Annotated in this window: 17 protein-coding genes and 1 riboswitch; of the genes, 6 read left to right on the top strand and 11 right to left on the bottom strand. The window is 61.5% G+C overall.

The genetic code is table 11. The annotated features are described in order from the left end of the window. Nucleotides 1–87: 87 nt before the first annotated feature. The gene (locus ACZZZ4_RS11360) at nt 88–540 is read right to left on the bottom strand and encodes a DUF1249 domain-containing protein (RefSeq protein WP_039756811.1); all 453 of its coding nucleotides are present in this window, start codon (nt 538–540) and stop codon (nt 88–90) included. Continuing rightward, nucleotides 531–1,148 (bottom strand): NUDIX domain-containing protein, encoded by a 618-nt coding sequence (locus ACZZZ4_RS11355; protein ID WP_024011344.1) that lies wholly within the window; start codon nt 1,146–1,148, stop codon nt 531–533. The genes ACZZZ4_RS11360 and ACZZZ4_RS11355 overlap by 10 nt, the downstream gene beginning before the upstream one ends. A gap of 227 nt (nt 1,149–1,375) precedes the next feature. On the opposite strand from ACZZZ4_RS11355, the gene ACZZZ4_RS11350 reads away from it, so the two are divergent. Then, entirely contained in the window at nt 1,376–2,122 is a 747-nt protein-coding gene (locus ACZZZ4_RS11350; RefSeq protein ID WP_016771974.1) for an RsiV family protein, read from the top strand. On the opposite strand, the gene cytX is transcribed toward ACZZZ4_RS11350, so the two are convergent. Both cytX and thiC read right to left on the bottom strand, forming a co-directional pair. Then, nucleotides 2,091–3,383: a putative hydroxymethylpyrimidine transporter CytX gene (cytX, locus tag ACZZZ4_RS11345; protein ID WP_463547833.1), complete on the bottom strand. Its 1,293-nt coding sequence runs from the start codon at nt 3,381–3,383 to the stop codon at nt 2,091–2,093. The genes ACZZZ4_RS11350 and cytX overlap by 32 nt on opposite strands. 102 nt (nt 3,384–3,485) lie before the next feature. Then, nucleotides 3,486–5,375 (bottom strand): phosphomethylpyrimidine synthase ThiC, encoded by a 1,890-nt coding sequence (thiC, locus tag ACZZZ4_RS11340; RefSeq protein ID WP_463547832.1) that lies wholly within the window; start codon nt 5,373–5,375, stop codon nt 3,486–3,488. 144 nt (nt 5,376–5,519) lie between these two features. After that, nucleotides 5,520–5,625, bottom strand: a riboswitch (TPP riboswitch). Between the two features lie 204 nt (nt 5,626–5,829). Between thiC and ACZZZ4_RS11335 the strand changes: the two genes are divergently transcribed. Continuing rightward, nucleotides 5,830–7,263, top strand: a complete 1,434-nt coding sequence (locus ACZZZ4_RS11335; RefSeq protein WP_016771977.1) for a TolC family outer membrane protein — start codon at nt 5,830–5,832, stop codon at nt 7,261–7,263. Nucleotides 7,264–7,723: 460 nt separating this feature from the next. Here ACZZZ4_RS11335 and waaA read toward each other — a convergent pair whose 3' ends face one another. Then, nucleotides 7,724–8,998, bottom strand: coding sequence for a lipid IV(A) 3-deoxy-D-manno-octulosonic acid transferase (gene waaA / locus ACZZZ4_RS11330; RefSeq protein WP_463547831.1), 1,275 nt, complete (start codon nt 8,996–8,998; stop codon nt 7,724–7,726). A gap of 11 nt (nt 8,999–9,009) precedes the next feature. Beyond that, on the bottom strand, nt 9,010–9,906 hold the full coding sequence (locus ACZZZ4_RS11325; RefSeq protein WP_463547830.1) for a LysR family transcriptional regulator: 897 nt from the start codon (nt 9,904–9,906) through the stop codon (nt 9,010–9,012). Between the two features lie 106 nt (nt 9,907–10,012). On the opposite strand from ACZZZ4_RS11325, the gene ACZZZ4_RS11320 reads away from it, so the two are divergent. The 4 genes from ACZZZ4_RS11320 to ACZZZ4_RS11305 all read left to right on the top strand — a co-directional run bounded on the left by ACZZZ4_RS11320 (nt 10,013) and on the right by ACZZZ4_RS11305 (nt 13,444). Continuing rightward, nucleotides 10,013–10,345 (top strand): DMT family transporter, encoded by a 333-nt coding sequence (locus ACZZZ4_RS11320; RefSeq protein WP_039756804.1) that lies wholly within the window; start codon nt 10,013–10,015, stop codon nt 10,343–10,345. A 117-nt stretch (nt 10,346–10,462) separates the two neighbouring features. After that, entirely contained in the window at nt 10,463–11,638 is a 1,176-nt protein-coding gene (locus ACZZZ4_RS11315; protein ID WP_463547829.1) for an NAD(P)/FAD-dependent oxidoreductase, read from the top strand. Continuing rightward, the gene (locus tag ACZZZ4_RS11310) at nt 11,635–12,447 is read left to right on the top strand and encodes an aldo/keto reductase (RefSeq protein WP_463547828.1); all 813 of its coding nucleotides are present in this window, start codon (nt 11,635–11,637) and stop codon (nt 12,445–12,447) included. The genes ACZZZ4_RS11315 and ACZZZ4_RS11310 overlap by 4 nt, the downstream gene beginning before the upstream one ends. A gap of 31 nt (nt 12,448–12,478) precedes the next feature. Continuing rightward, a complete protein-coding gene (locus ACZZZ4_RS11305) occupies nt 12,479–13,444 on the top strand; it encodes a metal ABC transporter ATPase (protein ID WP_463547827.1) in 966 nt (321 codons plus the stop codon). A 3-nt stretch (nt 13,445–13,447) separates the two neighbouring features. On the opposite strand, the gene ACZZZ4_RS11300 is transcribed toward ACZZZ4_RS11305, so the two are convergent. The 5 genes from ACZZZ4_RS11300 to ACZZZ4_RS11280 all read right to left on the bottom strand — a co-directional run bounded on the left by ACZZZ4_RS11300 (nt 13,448) and on the right by ACZZZ4_RS11280 (nt 18,984). Then, nucleotides 13,448–14,248, bottom strand: coding sequence for a hypothetical protein (locus ACZZZ4_RS11300; RefSeq protein WP_463547826.1), 801 nt, complete (start codon nt 14,246–14,248; stop codon nt 13,448–13,450). A 57-nt stretch (nt 14,249–14,305) separates the two neighbouring features. Further along, entirely contained in the window at nt 14,306–14,992 is a 687-nt protein-coding gene (locus ACZZZ4_RS11295) for a hypothetical protein (protein ID WP_463547825.1), read from the bottom strand. Beyond that, nucleotides 14,993–15,967, bottom strand: a complete 975-nt coding sequence (locus ACZZZ4_RS11290) for a glycosyltransferase (RefSeq protein ID WP_310404009.1) — start codon at nt 15,965–15,967, stop codon at nt 14,993–14,995. It lies immediately after the preceding gene. A 130-nt stretch (nt 15,968–16,097) separates the two neighbouring features. Continuing rightward, nucleotides 16,098–17,519: a bifunctional D-glycero-beta-D-manno-heptose-7-phosphate kinase/D-glycero-beta-D-manno-heptose 1-phosphate adenylyltransferase HldE gene (hldE, locus tag ACZZZ4_RS11285; protein ID WP_039756793.1), complete on the bottom strand. Its 1,422-nt coding sequence runs from the start codon at nt 17,517–17,519 to the stop codon at nt 16,098–16,100. Nucleotides 17,520–17,589: 70 nt separating this feature from the next. After that, nucleotides 17,590–18,984: a PIG-L deacetylase family protein gene (locus ACZZZ4_RS11280; protein WP_463547824.1), complete on the bottom strand. Its 1,395-nt coding sequence runs from the start codon at nt 18,982–18,984 to the stop codon at nt 17,590–17,592. Between the last annotated feature and the right edge of the window lies 1 nt (nt 18,985).

Raw genomic sequence — 18,985 nt, 5'->3', positions numbered from 1 at the left:
CGGGGCTAGGCACGCAATGGATGGGTGCGGCAATTATGCTGGGGGATGACACAAAGGGGAAACCGCCGAAGCGGACGCAGTTCACAACTAGCGAACGACTTCGTACTCGTGCCCCAGCGCCAGGCAATGGCTCAGCCATTCGCCCAGAAACACATTGAGCTGGGCCTTTTCATCGGGCTGGTGCATGGCGGCGTTCGGATAAGGATAGATGCCGCGAAAGCGTCGTGCATGTTCGGCGCTGATCACTTCGGCCATGCGCGCGTCGTGGTAGACCTGCACCTCCAGTTGCGGCACCGGCAACCACGGCAGGCTGTGCTCCTGGCGTACCTGCAAGGTCGTGGTGTACGGGCAGGTCTGCAGCACTTCGAGGGCGAGCACGCCGAGCATCTGCTCGCCTTGGGTCACGGCGATACGCCGCGCCTCGGGTTCGTTGCGCATGTCCGGCAGCAGTCGCATCAGGCGCGCGTAGTTGGCCTCACAGGCGGCTTGCAGCCCCACGAGGTCAACCCGATAACGATCGCGCAGCTTGTTTACGACCATAGCCCCCTCACTTCGGCGCGGTTCAGCGCCAGCCACTGCAAGGCGATGATGCTCGCCGCGTTGGCAATCCGACCGTCACGCACGGCCTGCAAGGCATCTTCAAATGCCCAGACCGTCACGCGAATGTCTTCGGCCTCTTCTTCCAGCCCGTGCAGCCCACCGACACCGTCGGTGCTGCAACGCCCCAGATACAAATGCACGAATTCGTTGCTGCCACCCGGCGACGGGAAATACTTGGTCATCGGCCACAGCGCCTTGATGTCCAGTCCAGCTTCCTCCTGCGCCTCGCGGTGAGCAACTTCTTCCGGTTGCTCATCCTTGTCGATCAGACCGGCGACCAGTTCGACCAGCCACGGGTTGTCGGCCTTGCCCATGGCGCCGACGCGAAACTGCTCGATCAGCACCACTTCATCGCGCTGCGGATCGTAAGGCAGGACGCAAACAGCATCGTGGCGCACGAAGATTTCACGATTGATCTCGCGGCTCATGCCACCGGCGAACAACTCATGGCGCAGGTGCACACGGTCGAGCTTGTAGAAGCCCTCGTAGCATTTTTCGCGCCGCACGATATCGACGGCGGTCGGAATGGCGTTGGCAAAGTCCGTCATAAGCATCCTCTTCACTGCACATCCAATACGAGGTTGCTGTGCGTGACCGGCAACCTCGACTTCGCGCCATCCTAACGCGCCCGCACCGTTTGATGCAGCCCCTTTACCGTCAGCGGGATGGACGGTGACGGTGAAACCCACTCTAATTAGCTTAGTGGCGAACTGACTGCTCCGTTGAGAGTCGAAGCGGTAACTTTTCGCCTTCCCCTGCTTTCGAAAGGACGCCCATGTCGCTTTTCAAAATTGCCTCTGTGGCCGCTATTGCCCTGACTCTGGGCGCCTGTGCCAGCCTGTTCCAGCCCAACTATCGCACGCCGCTGGAAACCACCCGCGACGCTTCGGAGCAACTGAAACCCGGCTGTTCCAACCCCGATTGCCCGCTGGTGAACATCGACACCCTGCGCTTCCCGGATGAGCCGGCACTGGACGGCATCATCGAAAAACGTCTGCTGCAAATGACCCGCACCGAGAAGAACGCACCGGTAGCGCCAACCCTGGCCGCCTACCGCGAGCAGTTCCTGGCCAGCGCCGGCCCGCGCAACAGCAGCTATCTGCAAGCGAAAGTACGCGAGCAGCATGACGGACTGGTGATCATCGAGCTGTCGAGCTACCTCGACACCGGCGGCGCCCACGGCACGCCAGGTCGCGGTTTCATCAACTATTCGCGCCAGCAGCACAAGGTGCTGAATCTCTCCGACATGTTGCTGCCGGGTCAGGAAGAGGCGTTCTGGAAAGCCGCGCAAGTGGCGCACAACAGTTGGCTGATCAGCACCAAGCTCGATCAGGAGGCGGAATTCGTTGCGAACTGGCCGTTCGTGAAAACCCCGCACGTGGCGCTGACCTACGGTGGCGTGATTCTCAAGTACGACGTGACCACCATCGCGCCCTATGCGCTGGGCCACGTCGAACTGAAGATTCCTTACCCGCGCCTGAACGGCATTCTCAAGCCTGAGCTGTTTCCCGGCCGTAACTGAAGGCCCGGCCCAGCACAAGTTGTAGCAACCCTGCCAGCACCAGCGCCGGCAGGGTTGCGCCGACATCCGGATACAGATTCGCCAGCAAGTGGTAGGTGCTCACGCCACCCAGCCACGCCAGTAACGCCGGCCAGCGCAATGCGGCTGAGGCGACCTGAGCACTGCGCTTGCGCAGGATGAAGTGATCCACCAGCACCACGCCGAACAGCGGCGCGAACACCGAGCCAATCAACAGCAGGAAATTCTGGTACTGCGCCAACGGCGCCAGCAGTGCGATCAGCGTGCAGATCACGCCGATGGCCAAGGCCAGGTGCTCGACTTTCAGACGCAACAGAATCCCGCTCGAGACCGCTGCCGAATGTATATCGGCAAAAGCGTTTTCCGACTCGTCGAGCAGAATCAGCAACAGCGGAATGCCCAGACCGGCACCGGCCAGAGCCAGCAGCAGCGCATTGACTTCGCCGCTCGGCGCGAACGCCAGGGTGTAGGCCACGCCAAGGCTCATCAGCCAGAAATTACCGATGAAAAAACCGACAGCCGTGCCACCGAAGACATTCTTCGCGCGCTTGCCGAAACGCGAGTAGTCGGCAATCAGCGGCAGCCACGATAGCGGCATGGCGATGGCAATGTCGAAGCCCACCGCGAATGGCATCGAACCGTCACCGGCGCGCGCCCACAATGCCGCGAGGTCGGCTTTGGCGAACAGGTTCCAGGTCAGCCACAGGCACGCGGCGAGCAATAGCCAGATGCCCCACTTGCGCAGAATCTGCCGCACGAACGTCAACGGCCCGCTCACCGCGAGCAAGGTCGCCAGCGCGCCGAAAAACAGCGTCCACAGAATCGGATTGGCCCACAGCGAGCCTTCGCTGAAGGCGCGGGTGCCGAGCAGGCTGGCGGCATCGCGCATGACGATGATTTCGAACGAGCCCCAGCCGATCAGTTGCAGCAGATTGAGCAGCGCCGGCAGGCTCGCGCCTTTGCTGCCGAGGCTGAGCTTCAGCGCGGCCATCGATGACAGGCCGGTGTCGCTGCCGATCACGCCGACCGCCGCCAGCAACAGCACGCCTACCAGCGTGCCGAGGAAGATCGCCAGCAAAGAACCGGACAGACCCAGGCCCGGCGCGAGCAATGCGCCGGTCTGTAGAACCATCAGGCCGATACCGAGGGAGAACCACAGGGAAAACAGATCGCGACCGCCGAACACACGCTTTTCAGCGGGGACGGCGAGGTCGGGAGAATAAGTGCCGGGTTGAATGCTCAAGGGTGTTATCTCAAAGAGGAGCAGGAAAAAGCTGCAAGCTGCAAGTTAAAAGCGGTACGCGGACTGCTTCTAATCTTGCAGCTTGTAGCTTGCCGCTTGTGGCTAGATTTTTTTGTACAGCTGGCTGCCTTCCTGTTTGAACCGCTCGGCCTGCTCAGCTAGCCCCTTGGCGACGTCCACGTCGACCGCGTCGATGCGTTGGTTGGCCGCATATTCGCGGACTTCCTGGGTGATCTTCATCGAGCAGAATTTCGGCCCGCACATCGAGCAGAAATGCGCGACCTTGGCCGAATCCTTCGGCAGGGTTTCGTCGTGGTAGGAACGTGCGGTGTCCGGGTCCAGACCGAGGTTGAACTGGTCTTCCCAGCGGAATTCGAAACGCGCCTTGCTCAGTGCGTTATCACGGATCTGCGCGCCCGGGTGTCCCTTGGCCAGGTCCGCTGCGTGTGCGGCGATCTTGTAAGTGATGATCCCGGTCTTCACGTCATCCTTGTTCGGCAGGCCCAAGTGCTCCTTCGGCGTCACGTAGCAGAGCATCGCGCAACCGAACCAGCCGATCATCGCCGCGCCGATACCCGAGGTGATGTGATCGTAGCCCGGCGCAATGTCGGTCGTCAGCGGGCCGAGGGTGTAGAACGGCGCCTCATCGCAGCATTCGAGCTGCTTGTCCATGTTCTCTTTGATCAACTGCATCGGCACGTGGCCCGGGCCTTCGATCATGCATTGCACGTCGTGCTTCCAGGCAATCTTGGTCAGCTCGCCGAGGGTTTCCAGTTCGCCGAATTGCGCTTCGTCGTTAGCGTCGGCAATCGAGCCGGGACGCAGGCCATCGCCCAGCGAGAAGCTGACGTCGTAGGCCTTCATGATTTCGCAGATTTCGTCAAAGTGGGTGTAGAGGAAGTTCTCTTTGTGGTGCGCCAGGCACCACTTGGCCATGATCGAGCCGCCACGGGAAACGATGCCGGTGACGCGTTTGGCGGTCAGCGGCACGTAGCGCAGGAGCACGCCGGCGTGGATGGTGAAGTAGTCGACGCCCTGCTCGGCTTGCTCGATCAGGGTGTCGCGGAACAGCTCCCAGGTCAGGTCTTCGGCGACGCCGTTAACCTTCTCCAGCGCCTGATAGATCGGCACGGTACCGATCGGCACCGGCGAGTTGCGGATGATCCACTCGCGGGTTTCGTGAATGTGTTTGCCGGTGGACAGGTCCATCACCGTGTCCGAGCCCCAGCGAATGCCCCAGGTCAGTTTCGCCACTTCTTCTTCGATCGAAGAGCCCAGCGCGCTGTTGCCGATGTTACCGTTGATCTTCACGAGAAAGTTACGGCCGATGATCATCGGTTCCAGTTCGACGTGGTTGATGTTGGCGGGAATGATCGCGCGGCCACGGGCGATTTCCTCGCGGACGAACTCCGGGGTGATCTCTTTCGGAATGCTTGCGCCGAAGCTGTGGCCGGCGTGTTGCTGCTTGAGCAGGCCGGCCGCGCGGGCCTCTTGCAGTTTCATGTTTTCGCGGATGGCGACGTACTCCATCTCGGCGGTGATGATGCCTTTGCGCGCGTAGTGCATCTGGCTGACGTTGGCCCCGGCCTTGGCCCGGCGCGGGTTGTTGACGTGGGCAAAACGCAGTTTGGTCAGCTCGGCATCGGCCAGACGCCGCTGGCCGAAGTTCGAGCTCAGGCCCGGCAGGCGCTCGGTATCGCCACGGTCATCGATCCACGCTGAACGCACATCGGCCAGACCTTTGCGCACATCGATGACCACATTCGGATCGGTGTACGGGCCGGAAGTGTCGTAGACAGTGACCGGCGCATTGATCTCGCCGCCGAAATCGGTCGGGGTTACATCGAGGCTGATTTCGCGCATCGGTACGCGAATGTCCGGGCGCGAGCCCTGAACGTAGACTTTTTGCGAACGGGTGAACGGCTTGACCGATTGCTCGTCGACCTTGGCCGAGTCACTCAGGTTGATCGCGTTTTTTTCTTTTGTTGTCATCACAGGCTCTCCAGACGGCATCCAGCAGTGGATTGTCGGAGCAGAACCTGAAAGGCACGGACGCACCAGGACCGGTGCTGTGCATTCGTCATGGCGTTCGATTGTCGAACAATATCCCGGACGAAGCACAAGAGGACTCGCCGGGTGACGAGAAATCTTGTTCCCTACGCAGGCGCTAACCTGATCAGGTTCAACGGGATCCGAAATTATTCGATCTCAGCCTCATAGCAAGGCACCCCGACAAGAACCCGGCCAGTCTAGACACAACCACCGAGGAACGCCAACACCGCAGCGAACGCCATGATGAATGGCGTAAATACACAGGCTGGCCGATTGTTGCCGGAGCAATGCGCAACTACACTCGCTGGGCCTGCTCAGCCTTGACGCTGTGCGGGCTGCGCCTTACCTTTGGCGCCCGGATTACTTCCATAATATTCATGCTAGGGATCGCCTCATGCTGCGCAAACTTTCATTGGCTGTTGCCGTGTCCTGTGCGTCCAACACAATGGCCTGGGCAGCGGAAGCACCCTTGTCGACCAAAACCGATCTGGTCAGCGTCTATCAGGAAGCGGTCGACAACAACGCCGACCTCGCGGCGGCCCGCGCCCAGTATGGCGCACAGAAAGAAGTGGTGCCGCAGGCCCGCGCCGGTCTGCTGCCGAACCTGTCCGGTGGCGCCGAAGTCGCCGACGTGCGCACCTCGATCGACCAGCCTTCGGCCATCGCCAACCGCAGCGCGCATTCCTATCAGGCGACGCTCGCGCAGCCGCTGTTCCGCGCCGATCGCTGGTTCCAGTATCAAGCAGCCAAGGACGTTAACGAGCAGGCCGCGCTGCAGCTCTCGGCGACCGAGCAGAACCTGATCCTGCAGAGCGCCGAAAGCTACTTCAACGTGTTGCGCAGCCAGGACAATCTGGCCTCGACCAAAGCTGAAGAAGCGGCGTTCAAACGTCAGCTCGATCAGTCCAACGAGCGCTTCGATGTCGGCCTCTCGGATAAGACCGACGTGCTGCAATCGCAAGCCAGTTACGACACCGCGCGAGCCAACCGCATCGTCGCCCAGCGTCAGGTCGATGATGCGTTCCAGGCGTTGATCACCCTGACCAACCGTCAGTACAACTCGATTCAGGGCATCGTTCATACGCTACCGATCCTGCCGCCGGCGCCCAACGATGCGAAATCCTGGGTCGACACGGCGGCGCGGCAGAACCTCAATCTGCTCGCCAGCAACTACGCGGTCAGCTCCGCCGAACAGACGCTCAAGCAGCGCAAGGCCGGCCACTTGCCGACCCTCGACGCCGTGGCGAAATACGAGAAAGGCGACAACGACGCCCTCGGCTTCGCCAACCCCAACTCGTTCGGCGCGCCTTATGGCGGCAACGTCGAGCAGAGCACGCTGGGCCTGCAACTGAACATCCCGATCTACAGCGGCGGGCTGACCAGTTCGCAAGTGCGCCAGTCCTATGCGCAACTGGATCAGAGCGAACAGCAGCGCGAATCGCTGCGCCGGCAAGTGGTGGAAAACACCCGCAATCTGCACCGCGCGGTGAACACCGACGTCGAGCAGGTGCAGGCGCGCCGCCAGTCGATCATCTCCAACCAGAGCGCGGTGGAAGCCACGGAAATCGGTTATCAGGTCGGCACACGCAACATCGTCGACGTGCTCGACGCGCAGCGCCAGCTGTACACCTCGGTGCGCAACTACAACAACACCCGCTACGACTACATCCTCGACAACCTGCGCCTGAAGCAGGCGGCGGGGACGCTGAACCCGGGTGACCTGGAAGACCTGCGGCGTTATCTGAAAGCCGACTACAACCCGGACAAGGATTTCCTGCCGCCGGATCTGGCGTCGGCGGCCGAGGCGCAGCTCAAGGCCCGGCCTTAAACAATCTGGATGAATCCCCTGTGGTGAGGGGATTTATCCCCGATCGGCTGCGCAGCAGTCGTAAATCCTGCTTGCCAGATCTGACTGAATCACCGCGCTGAATGGTTTTGGGGCTGCTTCGCAACCCAGCGGGGATGAATCCATGTGGCGAGGGGATTTATCCCCGTTCGGCTGCGCAGCAGTCGTAAATCCGACTTGCCAGATCTAACTGAATCACCGCGCTGAATGGTTTTGGGGCTGCTTCGCAACCCAACGGGGATAAATCCCCTCGCCACAGTAAGGCCCGGCCATGAACAATTTGGAATGAACCCCTGTGGTGAGGGGATTTATCCCCGTCCGGCTGCGCAGCAGTCGCAATAGCGGTGGACACGGTTTTTCTGAATGACCGCGTTGAATGGTTTGGGGCTGCTCCGCAACCCAGCGGGGATAAATCCCCTCACCACAGTAATATTCCAGGCGACTATTGGATCAGCCGCGCCAAGCCATCCAGCAGCCGCTGCAATGCGCCCTGATTGCGCCGCATCACCGCCAGCCCGGCCTCGGCCATGCGCTGCGCATCACGGGGCAGTTCGAACAAACGGCGCAGCTCGACTGCGAGGCCTTCGGCATCATCCACTTCGGCCAATGCCCCGCCTTCACGCAATTGCGCAGCGATGTCGAGGAAGTTGAACAGGTGCGGGCCGCTGAGTACCGGTTTCGCCAGGGCGGCGGGTTCGAGCAGATTGTGCCCGCCGTTCGGCACCAGACTGCCGCCGACAAAAGCGCTGTCGGCCAAGGCATAGAGAAACAGCAACTCACCCATGGTGTCGCCGAGCAGCACGCTCGTCTGCGCATCGACATTAGCCCCGGTCGAGCGGCGTACCGTGGCAAAACCTTCGCGCTGGCACAGGTCGAACACCGAATTGAAGCGCTCGGGATGACGCGGCACCAGAATCAATAATGCATCCGGGTGATTGGCCAACAGGCGACGATGAGCGTCGAGCACCACTTCATCTTCGCCTTCGTGAGTGCTCGCGGCGATCCACACGGGACGATCCTGCGCCTGCCATTGGCTACGCAGTTCGGCTGCGCGTTGCAGCAGTTGCGGATCGATGGTCAGGTCGAACTTGATCGAACCGGTGACTTCAACCGTCTCCGGGCGCGCGCCGAGATCACGGAAGCGCTGGGCCTCGGCTTCGGTCTGCACGGCCAACAGGCTCATCTCGGCGAGCATCGGCGCGGTGAGTTTGTTGAAGCGGCCATAGCCTTTGGCGGAACGCTGCGACAATCGCCCATTGGCCAGCGCCACCGGAATCCCGCGCTTGGCACATTGATGAATATGGTTGGGCCACAGCTCGGTTTCCATGATCACCGCAAGCCTGGGCTGTACGCGATCGAGAAAGCGTGCAGCGGCGCACGGCAAGTCGTACGGCAGATAGCAGTGCTGGATGCGCGGCTCATTGGCGAACAGTGCCTGAATCCGCTCCGAACCGGTCGGGGTCATGCAGGTCACGGTGATCGGCATGGCCGGGTAGCGCTCGAGCAAGGCGCGGATCATCGGCGCGGCGGCAATGCTTTCGCCCACCGACACCGCGTGCACCCAGATGCCACCGGGCTGCAGGGTCGGCATGCCAAGCGTGAAGCGCTCGCCAATGCGTTTGGCATACGCCGGCGCCTTGCGCGCGCGCAGCCACAACCGAATCGCCACCAATGGCAGCCCCAGGTAAAACAGCACGGTGTAGAGAGTTCTATTCATGGCGGCGGAGTTTATCGGCTTTTGTCACCGATCGCCCGCAAGTGCACGGCAAAACGTTCCGCCAGCCAGCGTGCGGCCGGACCGAGCGGTTCGTCGCGGCGCCAGACCAGCTCCACCACCAGCGCTGGCGGCGTCCACTCACTGTCGAGTTCAATCATCTGGCCCTGATACGCCGAGTACTGCACAACGTGACGCGGCAGCCAGGCCCAGCCAAGGTCGCGCACCAGCCATTCAGACATCACGTAGAAGCTGTCGGCACGCCATACCTGCGGGCTGGCCGGCTCGTTGCCGGGATAGACGCTGGTCTGCGTCGACATCAACAGTTGCCGGTGCTGCGCCAGTTGCTGGCAGGTCACGTAAGCCTGCTGCGCCAGTGGATGATTGACGCCGCACACCGTGACCATCTCGACACGACCGAGTACGCGGCGCTCGAGGGCCTCGGGAATCTCATCGTGATAGAACAGCAGGCCGAGATCGGCGCGGCGCTCGACCAGTTTGCGCGCGACCTCGCCTTGGGCGGCGCTGGTCAGTTGCACTTCCAGGCTGGGAAACTGCTCGGCCAGTTCGCCGAAACTTTCCACCAGCGCCTGATAGGGCATCGCCTCGTCCTGGGCCACACGCAACTGCGCCTCCTGGCCGCGCAGCATGGCCATGGCCCTGCCGTTGAGGCGCTCGCACTGGCGCAACACCTCGCGGGCCTCTTCCAGCAATGCCTCGCCCGCCTCGGTGAGACTCGGCTGACGACCGCTGCTGCGCTCGAACAGGCTCACGCCCAGATCCTCTTCGAGCATCGCAACGGCGTTGCTGATCGCCGATTGCGCCTTGCGTTGCCGACGCGCCACGGCGGAAAACGAGCGCTGTTCGGCAACCTCTACAAATAAGCGCAATTGTTCGAGATTCCATTGCATGCGGTTTTTAGACCTATCCTCAAAGCAGATAGGTAATGACTTTACCCCATCTGAGCAATCCCTAGAATGGGCCTCAGCAAGCAACGATTTATTTGAGGACCGAACCATGAACGCCTACGTCTATCTGGCCATCGCCATCTGCGCCGAAGTGATCGCCACCGTTTCGATGAAAGCGGTCAAAGGCTTCAGCACACCTCTGCCATTGATGTTGATCATCGTCGGCTACGGGATCGCATTCTGGATGCTGACGCTGGTGGTGCGCACTGTGCCGGTGGGCGTTGCCTACGCGGTCTGGGCCGGGATGGGCATTGTCATGGTCAGCGTCGCGGCTCTGTTTATTTACGGGCAGAAGCTCGATGTACCGGCGATGCTCGGGATGGCGTTGATTGTGCTGGGTGTCGTTGTGATCCAGCTGTTTTCGAAAACTGCCGGGCATTAAAAAGCAGCAGCAAGCTTCAAGCGGCAAGCCGCAAGCAATGCTGATTTGCTGGTCCGGGTTGCAGCTTGCAGCTTGAAGCTTGAAACTTGCGGCTTCTTCAAGCTCCGAGGTCGCTGCATGCCATCCGTTATTTCCACCGACGTTCTGATTGTCGGCGCTGGTGTCGCCGGCCTCTGGCTGAATGCGCGCCTGCGCGGTCAGGGTTTCTCGACCGTGCTGGTGGAAAGCGCCAGCCTCGGTGGCGGGCAGAGCGTGAAGTCCCAGGGCATCATCCACGGCGGCGCCAAGTACGCGCTGCATGGCGCGCTGACCGGTGCCTCCGAAGCCATCGCCGACATGCCGCGCCGCTGGCGCGAGGCGCTGGCCGGCAATGGCGAGCTGGACTTGTCCGGCGTGCGCCTGCTGTCCGAAGCCCATTACCTATGGTCGCCAGGCACTCTGGCCGGCAACCTCACCAGTTTCTTCGCCAGCAAAGCCGTGCGTGGCCGGGTCGATCAGGTCAAGGGCGACGAACTGCCGCCGGCCCTGCAAGACAAGCGCTTCAAGGGCAAGGTCTATCGCCTCGCCGAATTGGTGGTGGATGTCCCGAGCCTGATCCAGCGTCTGGCCGAGCTGGCCGGTGACGGTTTGCTCGCCGGTAAGGTGATCGAGCCGCTGCTGGAAGCCGGTGTGCTGGTCGGGCTGAAAGTCGATGGTCGCGAAATCCGCGCCCAGCGCATCGTTCTCAGCGCCGGCGCTGGTACCGCCGAATTGCTCGAAGCCTTGGGCCTGAGCCGGCCGGCCATGCAACGCCGGCCGCTGCACATGATCCTCGCCAAAGGCCCCGGCCTGAAACCGCTGTACGCGCACTGCCTGGGCGGCGGCACCAAGCCGCGCATCACCGTGACCACGCATCCGGCGGCTGACGGCCAGTGGGTCTGGTACATGGGCGGCGACATCGCCGAAAGCGAAGGCGTGGCTCGCGAGCCGGCAGAACAGATTGCCACGGCGCAAAAGGAAATCGCCCAGCTGCTGCCGTGGATCGACCTCAGCACCACGCGATGGGCCACCCTGCGCGTCGACCGCGCCGAGCCGCTGCAGACTGGCCTGACCCGCCCGGACAACGCGTTCCTCGCCGAGGAAGGCCGCTTGCTCGTCGGCTGGCCGACCAAACTGGCACTGGCGCCGGACTTCGCCGACCGCGTCATCGCTTCGCTGCAACACGACGGCATCCAGCCGCAAGCGACCGAGCCGCTGCCGCCGTTGCCTAAACCGCCGCTCGGCGTACCCGCGTGGGAGCAACTGCTGCCATGACCATCGCCACTCTGCACGATCTGCATCGCCCGTTGGGCAGCACCGGCCTGACGGTTTCCCCGCTGGGCCTGGGCACGGTCAAACTCGGCCGTGACCAGGGGGTGAAATACCCCAACGGCTTTCAGATTCCCGGCGACGACGAGGCGCGCATGCTGCTGCGCCAGGCGCGCGACCTGGGCATCAACCTGATCGACACGGCACCGGCCTATGGTCGCAGCGAAGAACGCCTCGGCCCGCTACTGCGCGGTCAGCGACAGGATTGGGTGATCGTCAGCAAGGTCGGCGAAGAGTTTGCCGACGGCGTATCGCGTCACGACTTCAGCGCCGCGCACACGCGGATGTCGGTCGAGCGCAGCCTGCAACGTCTGGAAACGGATTTTATCGATCTGGTCCTCGTGCACTCGGACGGCAATGACAAGGTCATTCTTGAGCAGGAAGAGGTGTACGCCACCCTCGCGGCGTTGAAGGCCGAGGGCAAAATCCGCGGCTTCGGTTTTTCCGGCAAAACCGTCGAAGGCGGCTTGAAAGCGTTGGAGCAAGGCGACTGCGCGATGGTCACCTACAATCTGAACGAACGAAACGAAAAAGCGGTCATTGACTATGCTGCTGCCCACGGCAAAGCCATTCTGGTGAAAAAAGCCCTGGCCAGTGGTCATGTCTGTCTGAGTCCGGGAGTCGATCCGGTGCGCGCCAGCTTCGAGTTGCTGTTCACTCAGCCCGGCGTCGCCAGTGCTATTGTCGGCACGATCAATCCGCTGCACCTCGCCCATAACGTAGCGACCGTTGCCCAGGTCCTGCGTGGTCACTGACGCCGCCCCGCGGCCTTAAGCAGGAGCTGATATGCCGCGCACGCTCATCCGCAAGAACCCGAGCAACTTCAAGACGCTGCCGCTGTTCGTCGAAGCCACGCCCGAAGGCCTGAGCTACCAGAGCGTCGGCATGCCGCTGAATTTCGCCCAGACTCTGCAACGACGCAAACCGGTCAGCGTCGCCGACAGCGAGCGCTTTGCCGTCGAATTAGCCAACCTCGGCGTATCCGTGCGCCTGACCCTGCATTGGCAGAACCGCGATTATTGGGTGCTGGTCCGCCAGCGTCGGCAGGATCGCGGCGATGTCGTGCTGAAGCTGATTTCCGGCTACGTGCCGGCCCATGAATTGAATATCCCGCTGCACACGGCGATTCAGGAAATTGCTGAAGAGTGCCTGCTGGAAACCCCGGAAGGCTGGCTCGGCGGGCGCTTCAACGAAACCTGGCTGCCAGCGCCCTACTCCGCTGCCCTGCATTATCGCGAGGCGCTGCCGTTTCGCCTGTCGCCGCTGTCCGGCTCGGCGCGTCCGGTACGCTGCGCCAACCTGCAACTGCTGGAACGGCCACGGGCCTACGTGCATTTGCCGACCGCGTCACTGCAATTGATCTACGACTTGCGCCTGGAAGTGCCCAAGGAAGCCAAATCCCTGAGCCTGTTCCATGTCGATGAACGCCTGGAGGGCGATCAACTGGTGGCGCGGCTGGACCGCAAGCGTCCGGATCTGTATCTGATGCCACTCAAGGACGGCGCGCCAACCGCGGAGCTGTTCACCCTCAAACGCGACAAGCTGATACCGGCGAGCACCCGCGGCATTCACCTGGCTGAAAGCTTCGCTACGCAGCAAGGCTGGGTCGTGCATGACGAACGCATTCGCTGGAAGGACTGGCTGGTGCAACAAGGCCTGCAACCGGCCAAGGCACCGCGCACGGGTCTCAAACAATTGAGCATCAAGGCACTGCGCCTGGTCGGGCTGGGCAGGAAGCGCGCGAGCCGATAACCCCTAGCGGCGACGATCCCGCCAAGTGCGCAACTTCGCGAAGAAATGGAAGTAACGGTTTTCGCGCTTGCCCATGCCACGCTTGGGTGAGAACGACTCTTCGGCAAATGCGCCAGTGATTCGAACGCGCGACGCCTGGATCGGCAACGTGCAGACCTTGGCGCCTGCCTCGAGCAGGGCGTATTTGAGCAAGCGCTCGGAATGCAGCTTGCGGCCGGTCGCCTTGCAGAAATCGAAGATGCGCTCGATGCGTTTGCCATAGGCGATATACGTATCGCGCCCGCATACGGCGAACCGATCATTCAGACCACCCCACCACTGCCAGTCCGGGATATAGACGTTGTGCCGTCGCGCTTCGGCGTGGTTGAACAGGTAGCCCGGCAGCGGCGTGTGGAAGAAATTGTCCGGCCGCACGAACACAACGAAATCCGGATTGAAGGATTCGATCTCGGTGGTAACGGTGTGCAATGAGTTGAGCTGATAAATCAGGTTGCGCAGCGACGCATAGTCGTCGGCCCAGGTATCACCCTGCGCCTTGACCTGCTCGAAATCCCAGCGCTCCAGCACACCTTCAGTCGAGGTGAGCGCGCCGGTCATCGATTCGAAGGGCTGGTAGTTGTCAGCCGCCAGCTCGCCTTTCTCGCCGGAGCGCGAATTCTGCACTTCATCGACTTTATACAGATGATAAAAGCACTCGACCTCGCTGCCCGCAGGCAACTGCGCAAGTACGTTCTGTTCGATTGAAGGGAAGCAGATCGGCGAATTTCTCGGAATTCCGAAAAACGCCACGGCAATTTTCACCACTCGATTGCACCTATGAAGAAATGATTCGGCCCGGCAGGCACCTGACTGCGGCGTGGTTTATTTGCGTTTGAACAGTTTCTGCCACCAGCGTCGGGGTTGCAGCGGCACGACAATGACATTGGACTTTTGCAACCAGTCCCGCTCGTAATCCCAGGCATGGCCACCCCACAGTTTCCCCGCTTCGTTGGAGAAACCCAGGGTCATCAGCTGATAGGTATAAGCGAGATGCCCGCGCAGCCAGTCGAGCAGCACCAGCGTGTTGAAGCCGGTGGAGGGGCCGACGTAGCGCTTGCCGCCCGGGCGGTCGACCGGGTAGTTCCACAGCGGCGGCAACGGTATGCGATCCCAGTACATCGCCACGCGCGGCATCGGGCACATCGGCGCTGCGCAACCCACGAGCATGGTGAAGCAGCGCTCGCCCGCGCGGTCGAACAGTCGCTGTACGTCCTGGTTGCCGGGCAGCCCGAAGAAATAGGCGTCGGGCGCGTTGTAGCCGTGCACGAAGAGATTGACGCTTTGCTCATTGAGCAGCGACGCCTTGATGCAGTGATTGAAACTGACGACGACGTCATTAGCGCCGATATTCAGCGCTGCGAAATCTGCTGCGGTAATCGCGGGATTATTAGCGATCAATACCACCCGCGCCGCACGGCTGAGGCATTCGCGCAGGGCTTCGGGCAAAGCCTGCAAAACCGACTGGTCACCACCGGGCAGCGCATCCAGCGCCATGTATTCGTCCGTCATTCAGGCCGGCACCTTCATGCCGTAACGCAGCTTGACCCAGAACCGAGTGAAAGCCGACGGTGGCTGCCATGGACGCATCTCGCGCTGGATGGCCTCGGCGAGTGCCTGACCGACCCGCGCAAACGAATAGCGACTCTCGGCAAACGCCTGGCCGTTGCTGGCGATGCGTTGCGCCAGCTCGGGGTCGTCCTGCAGCATCTTGATTTTGGCCACCGCCTCGTCTTCGCTGCGATAGAACACGGTGTTGTGCATGTCTTCGAAACCAAGCAAGCGGTCTTCCTCGCCCTGGCTCCAGGCCAGCAGCACACAGCCGCACGCCATGGCTTCGAAGTTCTTGATCATGAACTCGTTCATGCCGATATCGGCGCTGACGAAGATTTTGATGCGATTGAGCGTTTCGAGGTATTCCGCACCCGATTTGGTGCGAGTCACGAGCATGCCGGTACGCTGCGAAAGGGATTCGAGCATGGCCTTGCGCTCGGCGTACTCAGTGCTTTTCAGGCTGCCGAGGAAGCCGATCGGGATGTCGCGCGCGACGCCGGTGTTGCGCAGCATCTGCTCGTCGTAGCCTTTGGAGACGAACACCGTATCGATGCCTTCCGCCAGCATCTTGCGCGCGACAACAGCGCCGGACACCAAGGCCCGGCAGCTCGGCAAACGGCTATACAGGCGCGAATACACGCCGCGGTATTTACTGGCGGGCATGTAGTTCTGGTAGGCATCGTGCTCGAGAAAGACCAGCCCGGGAATGCACTTGAGCACCCGCAGTTGCGGGGCCAGACGCTTGACCCGGGAGAAAATCACCACGCGGTCAAAGGTCTGGTAATCGACCGAAGCCAGAAAAACGCCGAGGTTCATCTGCTGCTGTTTGCTCAGACGATAGATGAAACACTCATCGCAGTTCTGCTGAACGATGTCGTAGAGCCGGTCAAGTATGACCCGTTGCTCGTCCATCACCAGAAGCATGACTTTCATAGATTAGTCGACCACGTAACATAGGCGGGCAAGCGCAGCGGATTCAAACCTGCCTACATCAACGGAAACGGTGAAATCCCCAAGGCAAAATCCGTTCACACGCGGTACACAACGGCAAAAACTCATCTGATCAGCGACTGCGTATTTTTTCGACAATCGCGGTCGTCGAGCTGTTTTCCACCAGCCCCAACACTTTCACGGTACCGCCATAAGCGGTGACGATATCAGCACCGACAACCTGATCGATGCCGTAATCGCCGCCCTTGACCAGCACATCAGGCTTGACCTCGCGCAGCAGGTTCTCAGGCGTACCTTCCGGGAAACTGATGACCCAATCCACCGCACCGAGGCCCGCCAGAACAGCCATGCGCCGGTCGACACTGTTGATCGGGCGACCAGGGCCTTTCAGGCGACTGACCGAGGCATCGTCGTTGACCGCGACAATCAGTCGATCGCCTTGCGCTCGTGCCTGCTCAAGATAAGTCACATGGCCGGCGTGCAGGATGTCGAAGCAGCCGTTGGTGAAGACAATTCGTTCGTTATGCGCACGGGCGTCGGCAACGGCCAGCACCAATTGCTCAAGACCCAGCACACCACGCTCGGAGCCTTCCTCGCGCTGAATGGCGCGACGCAGCTCCGGGGCGCTGATCGCTGCGGTACCCAGCTTGCCGACGACAATGCCCGCCGCCAGATTGGCCAGCGCCACCGCGTGCGGCAGTTCTTCGCCAGCCGCTATGGCCGCTGCCAACGTGGAAATCACCGTATCGCCTGCACCGGTCACATCGAAGACTTCCCGGGCACGGGCAGGCAAATGCAGTGCTGGATGATCGGGCCGTAACAGCGTCATGCCGTGTTCGCCACGGGTGACCAGCAGCGCCCCGAGATCGAGATCATGCATCAGCGCTGCGCCCTTGCTGACGAGTTCGTGTTCGTCAACGCAACCGCCGACGATGGCTTCGAATTCGCTCAGGTTCGGCGTGATCAGGCTGGCGCCACGATAGATGGAAAAATCCTTGCCCTTCGGATCGGCCAGTACCGGAATGTTTTTCGCCCGTGCCGCCTGAATCAGCGCCTGATGATTTTTCAGCGCGCCTTTGCCGTAATCGGAAAGGACCAGCACCTTGATGCCCTCAAGCAGGTCGTCGACCTGCGAGCCAAGTGCCAACGCGTCGGTGGCAAAGGGTTCTTCGAAGTCGATACGCAGCAATTGCTGGTGCCGACTCATGACCCGCAGCTTGACGATGGTGGGCTGGTGCGCGATGCGCTGGAACAATGCGCGTACGCCGGCCCCCTTGAGACTGTTGCTCAGGCTGTCGGCGGCTTCGTCATCGCCGGTCACGCCGACCAGCGATGCCGGCGCACCCAGCGCGGCAATGTTCAAGGCAACGTTCGCGGCACCGCCCGGGCGGTCTTCGATCTGCTCGACCTTGACCACCGGCACTGGCGCCTCAGGGGAAATCCGTGAGGTTCCGCCATGCCAGTAACGGTCGAGCATGACATCGCCGACCACCAAGACAGGGGCTTGATCGAAACGCGGCATGGACAACTTCATGGAGCAACCCACATACAAAATGAACAGGGGCGCGATATTAACACAGGGTAAAGCGCCGTCCGCCTCAATCTCAAAGGTCGCGGACCCAGAACAGTTCGTGGCGGCGAACAGCCTTGCGGAAAAACTCGTTACTGCCTGTGACAGGCCAGCGACGTCCAGCAAGCACCTGTTGAATGACGCGACGCAACTGCCGCTTGAATCCGAGCGGGCCCTGCAGGTCATGCTCCATGGCCAGCGCCATGGCCTTGTCCAGCTGCACGTCCGCTGACAGCAGCGGACTCCACAAACGGTCGGCCGGCAACGGTTCGATCGCCGGCGGCAGTGCAATACCGCCACCGGCCGGGCCCATTGGCCAACGATCATTGTCATGCAGATGGTTGGCGTACATCAGCAAGGTCGACGGCTGCCACGTACTGGCGGCGATGGCTTCCAGCAGGGCACGGGTGGAAGCGACGTGATCGCTGTGCGGGTCCAGTTCGGGATGCGGAGTGACGACGACTTCGGGGCGAAAGTGCTCGAGCAATTGCCGTAAATCGCCGACCAGATTGATCCAGGTCGGCGCGCCATCGACATCGCCCGGCAGGTCGAACGGATTGTGCTGACGGACAGTACGCACATCATTTTCGCCGGATTCGCGCGAGCCGAATGAGGTGTTCGGCTCTTCGGCCATCGCTGGCAATTGCAGGCAGTAATAGCCCAGCTGTACACAACGACTGGCCGGCACCCCGCCCCACAACGGAATACTCAGGCTGTCCCAACTGCGCAGGCGACCTTTCAAACGAGCCGCCTGAGCCTTGTCCAGACCCAGTCGCTGAAAATCTTCGGCTTCGATTTCGCCCTGGGTCAGGGTGACGATGCTTGCTTTTTCGCCGCGACTGTAGAGCCCGAACGCTGCAAGCTCGGCATCATCGGCGTGGGGCGCGATGACCATGACCCGTTGCTGCGCGTAATCGGGATTGCTCATGACCCACAACGTGCCGCTGGAACTCAGCGTGCAATGCCGACCACGCACTGTCAGCGCGTTTTCGCCAAGCGCTGCGGCTTGCCCGGAGAGATTGAGAAAGCGCCGCCCACCGACGCCACGCTCGAAATCCTGGCGATCATTACCCAACTCGACATAGGGATCGCGCCAGCGGCCCAGCCACGTCGCTTTGATCTGAAGTTCCAGCAGCAGCGTTTCTCCCGGCGCCAGCGGCTCGCTCAGATGTACGACTCCGCCATCCAGCTTCACGCTTTGCCGCGCTGTATCGCCGGGAAACTGGTACTGATAGTCGTCGCTTGCGCGGTAGAACAGGTGGTCGGCGAACCACGCTTCGTGCGCCCCCCACGCCAACACCAGTAGCACCGGCACCAGCCACCAGCCCAGCCCGAAACCGGCCGCCACCAGGACGATCAGGAACGCGATGAGGAACAAGCGCTTGCTGCGCCGATGCGCCTTGAGGAGCTGTTGCTTGCGAGCAGTCATG

Source organism: Pseudomonas sp. AC252 (assembly GCF_979258105.1).
Note: the sequence above shows the minus strand (reverse complement) of the source record. Positions and strands in the feature narration are given on the sequence as shown.

Bases quoted from the DNA above. Each gene is read 5' to 3' on its own strand.
- waaA (WP_463547831.1), bottom strand. From the start codon at position 8,998: ATGAATAGAACTCTCTACACCGTGCTGTTTTACCTGGGGCTGCCATTG.
- ACZZZ4_RS11315 (WP_463547829.1), top strand. From the start codon at position 10,463: ATGCCATCCGTTATTTCCACCGACGTTCTGATTGTCGGCGCTGGTGTC.
- ACZZZ4_RS11335 (WP_016771977.1), top strand. From the start codon at position 5,830: ATGCTGCGCAAACTTTCATTGGCTGTTGCCGTGTCCTGTGCGTCCAAC.
- ACZZZ4_RS11360 (WP_039756811.1), bottom strand. From the start codon at position 540: ATGGTCGTAAACAAGCTGCGCGATCGTTATCGGGTTGACCTCGTGGGG.
- ACZZZ4_RS11325 (WP_463547830.1), bottom strand. From the start codon at position 9,906: ATGCAATGGAATCTCGAACAATTGCGCTTATTTGTAGAGGTTGCCGAA.
- ACZZZ4_RS11355 (WP_024011344.1), bottom strand. From the start codon at position 1,148: ATGACGGACTTTGCCAACGCCATTCCGACCGCCGTCGATATCGTGCGG.
- ACZZZ4_RS11280 (WP_463547824.1), bottom strand. From the start codon at position 18,984: ATGACTGCTCGCAAGCAACAGCTCCTCAAGGCGCATCGGCGCAGCAAG.
- ACZZZ4_RS11320 (WP_039756804.1), top strand. From the start codon at position 10,013: ATGAACGCCTACGTCTATCTGGCCATCGCCATCTGCGCCGAAGTGATC.
- ACZZZ4_RS11290 (WP_310404009.1), bottom strand. From the start codon at position 15,967: ATGAAAGTCATGCTTCTGGTGATGGACGAGCAACGGGTCATACTTGAC.
- thiC (WP_463547832.1), bottom strand. From the start codon at position 5,375: ATGACAACAAAAGAAAAAAACGCGATCAACCTGAGTGACTCGGCCAAG.
- ACZZZ4_RS11305 (WP_463547827.1), top strand. From the start codon at position 12,479: ATGCCGCGCACGCTCATCCGCAAGAACCCGAGCAACTTCAAGACGCTG.
- ACZZZ4_RS11310 (WP_463547828.1), top strand. From the start codon at position 11,635: ATGACCATCGCCACTCTGCACGATCTGCATCGCCCGTTGGGCAGCACC.
- ACZZZ4_RS11350 (WP_016771974.1), top strand. From the start codon at position 1,376: ATGTCGCTTTTCAAAATTGCCTCTGTGGCCGCTATTGCCCTGACTCTG.
- ACZZZ4_RS11295 (WP_463547825.1), bottom strand. From the start codon at position 14,992: ATGACGGACGAATACATGGCGCTGGATGCGCTGCCCGGTGGTGACCAG.
- hldE (WP_039756793.1), bottom strand. From the start codon at position 17,519: ATGAAGTTGTCCATGCCGCGTTTCGATCAAGCCCCTGTCTTGGTGGTC.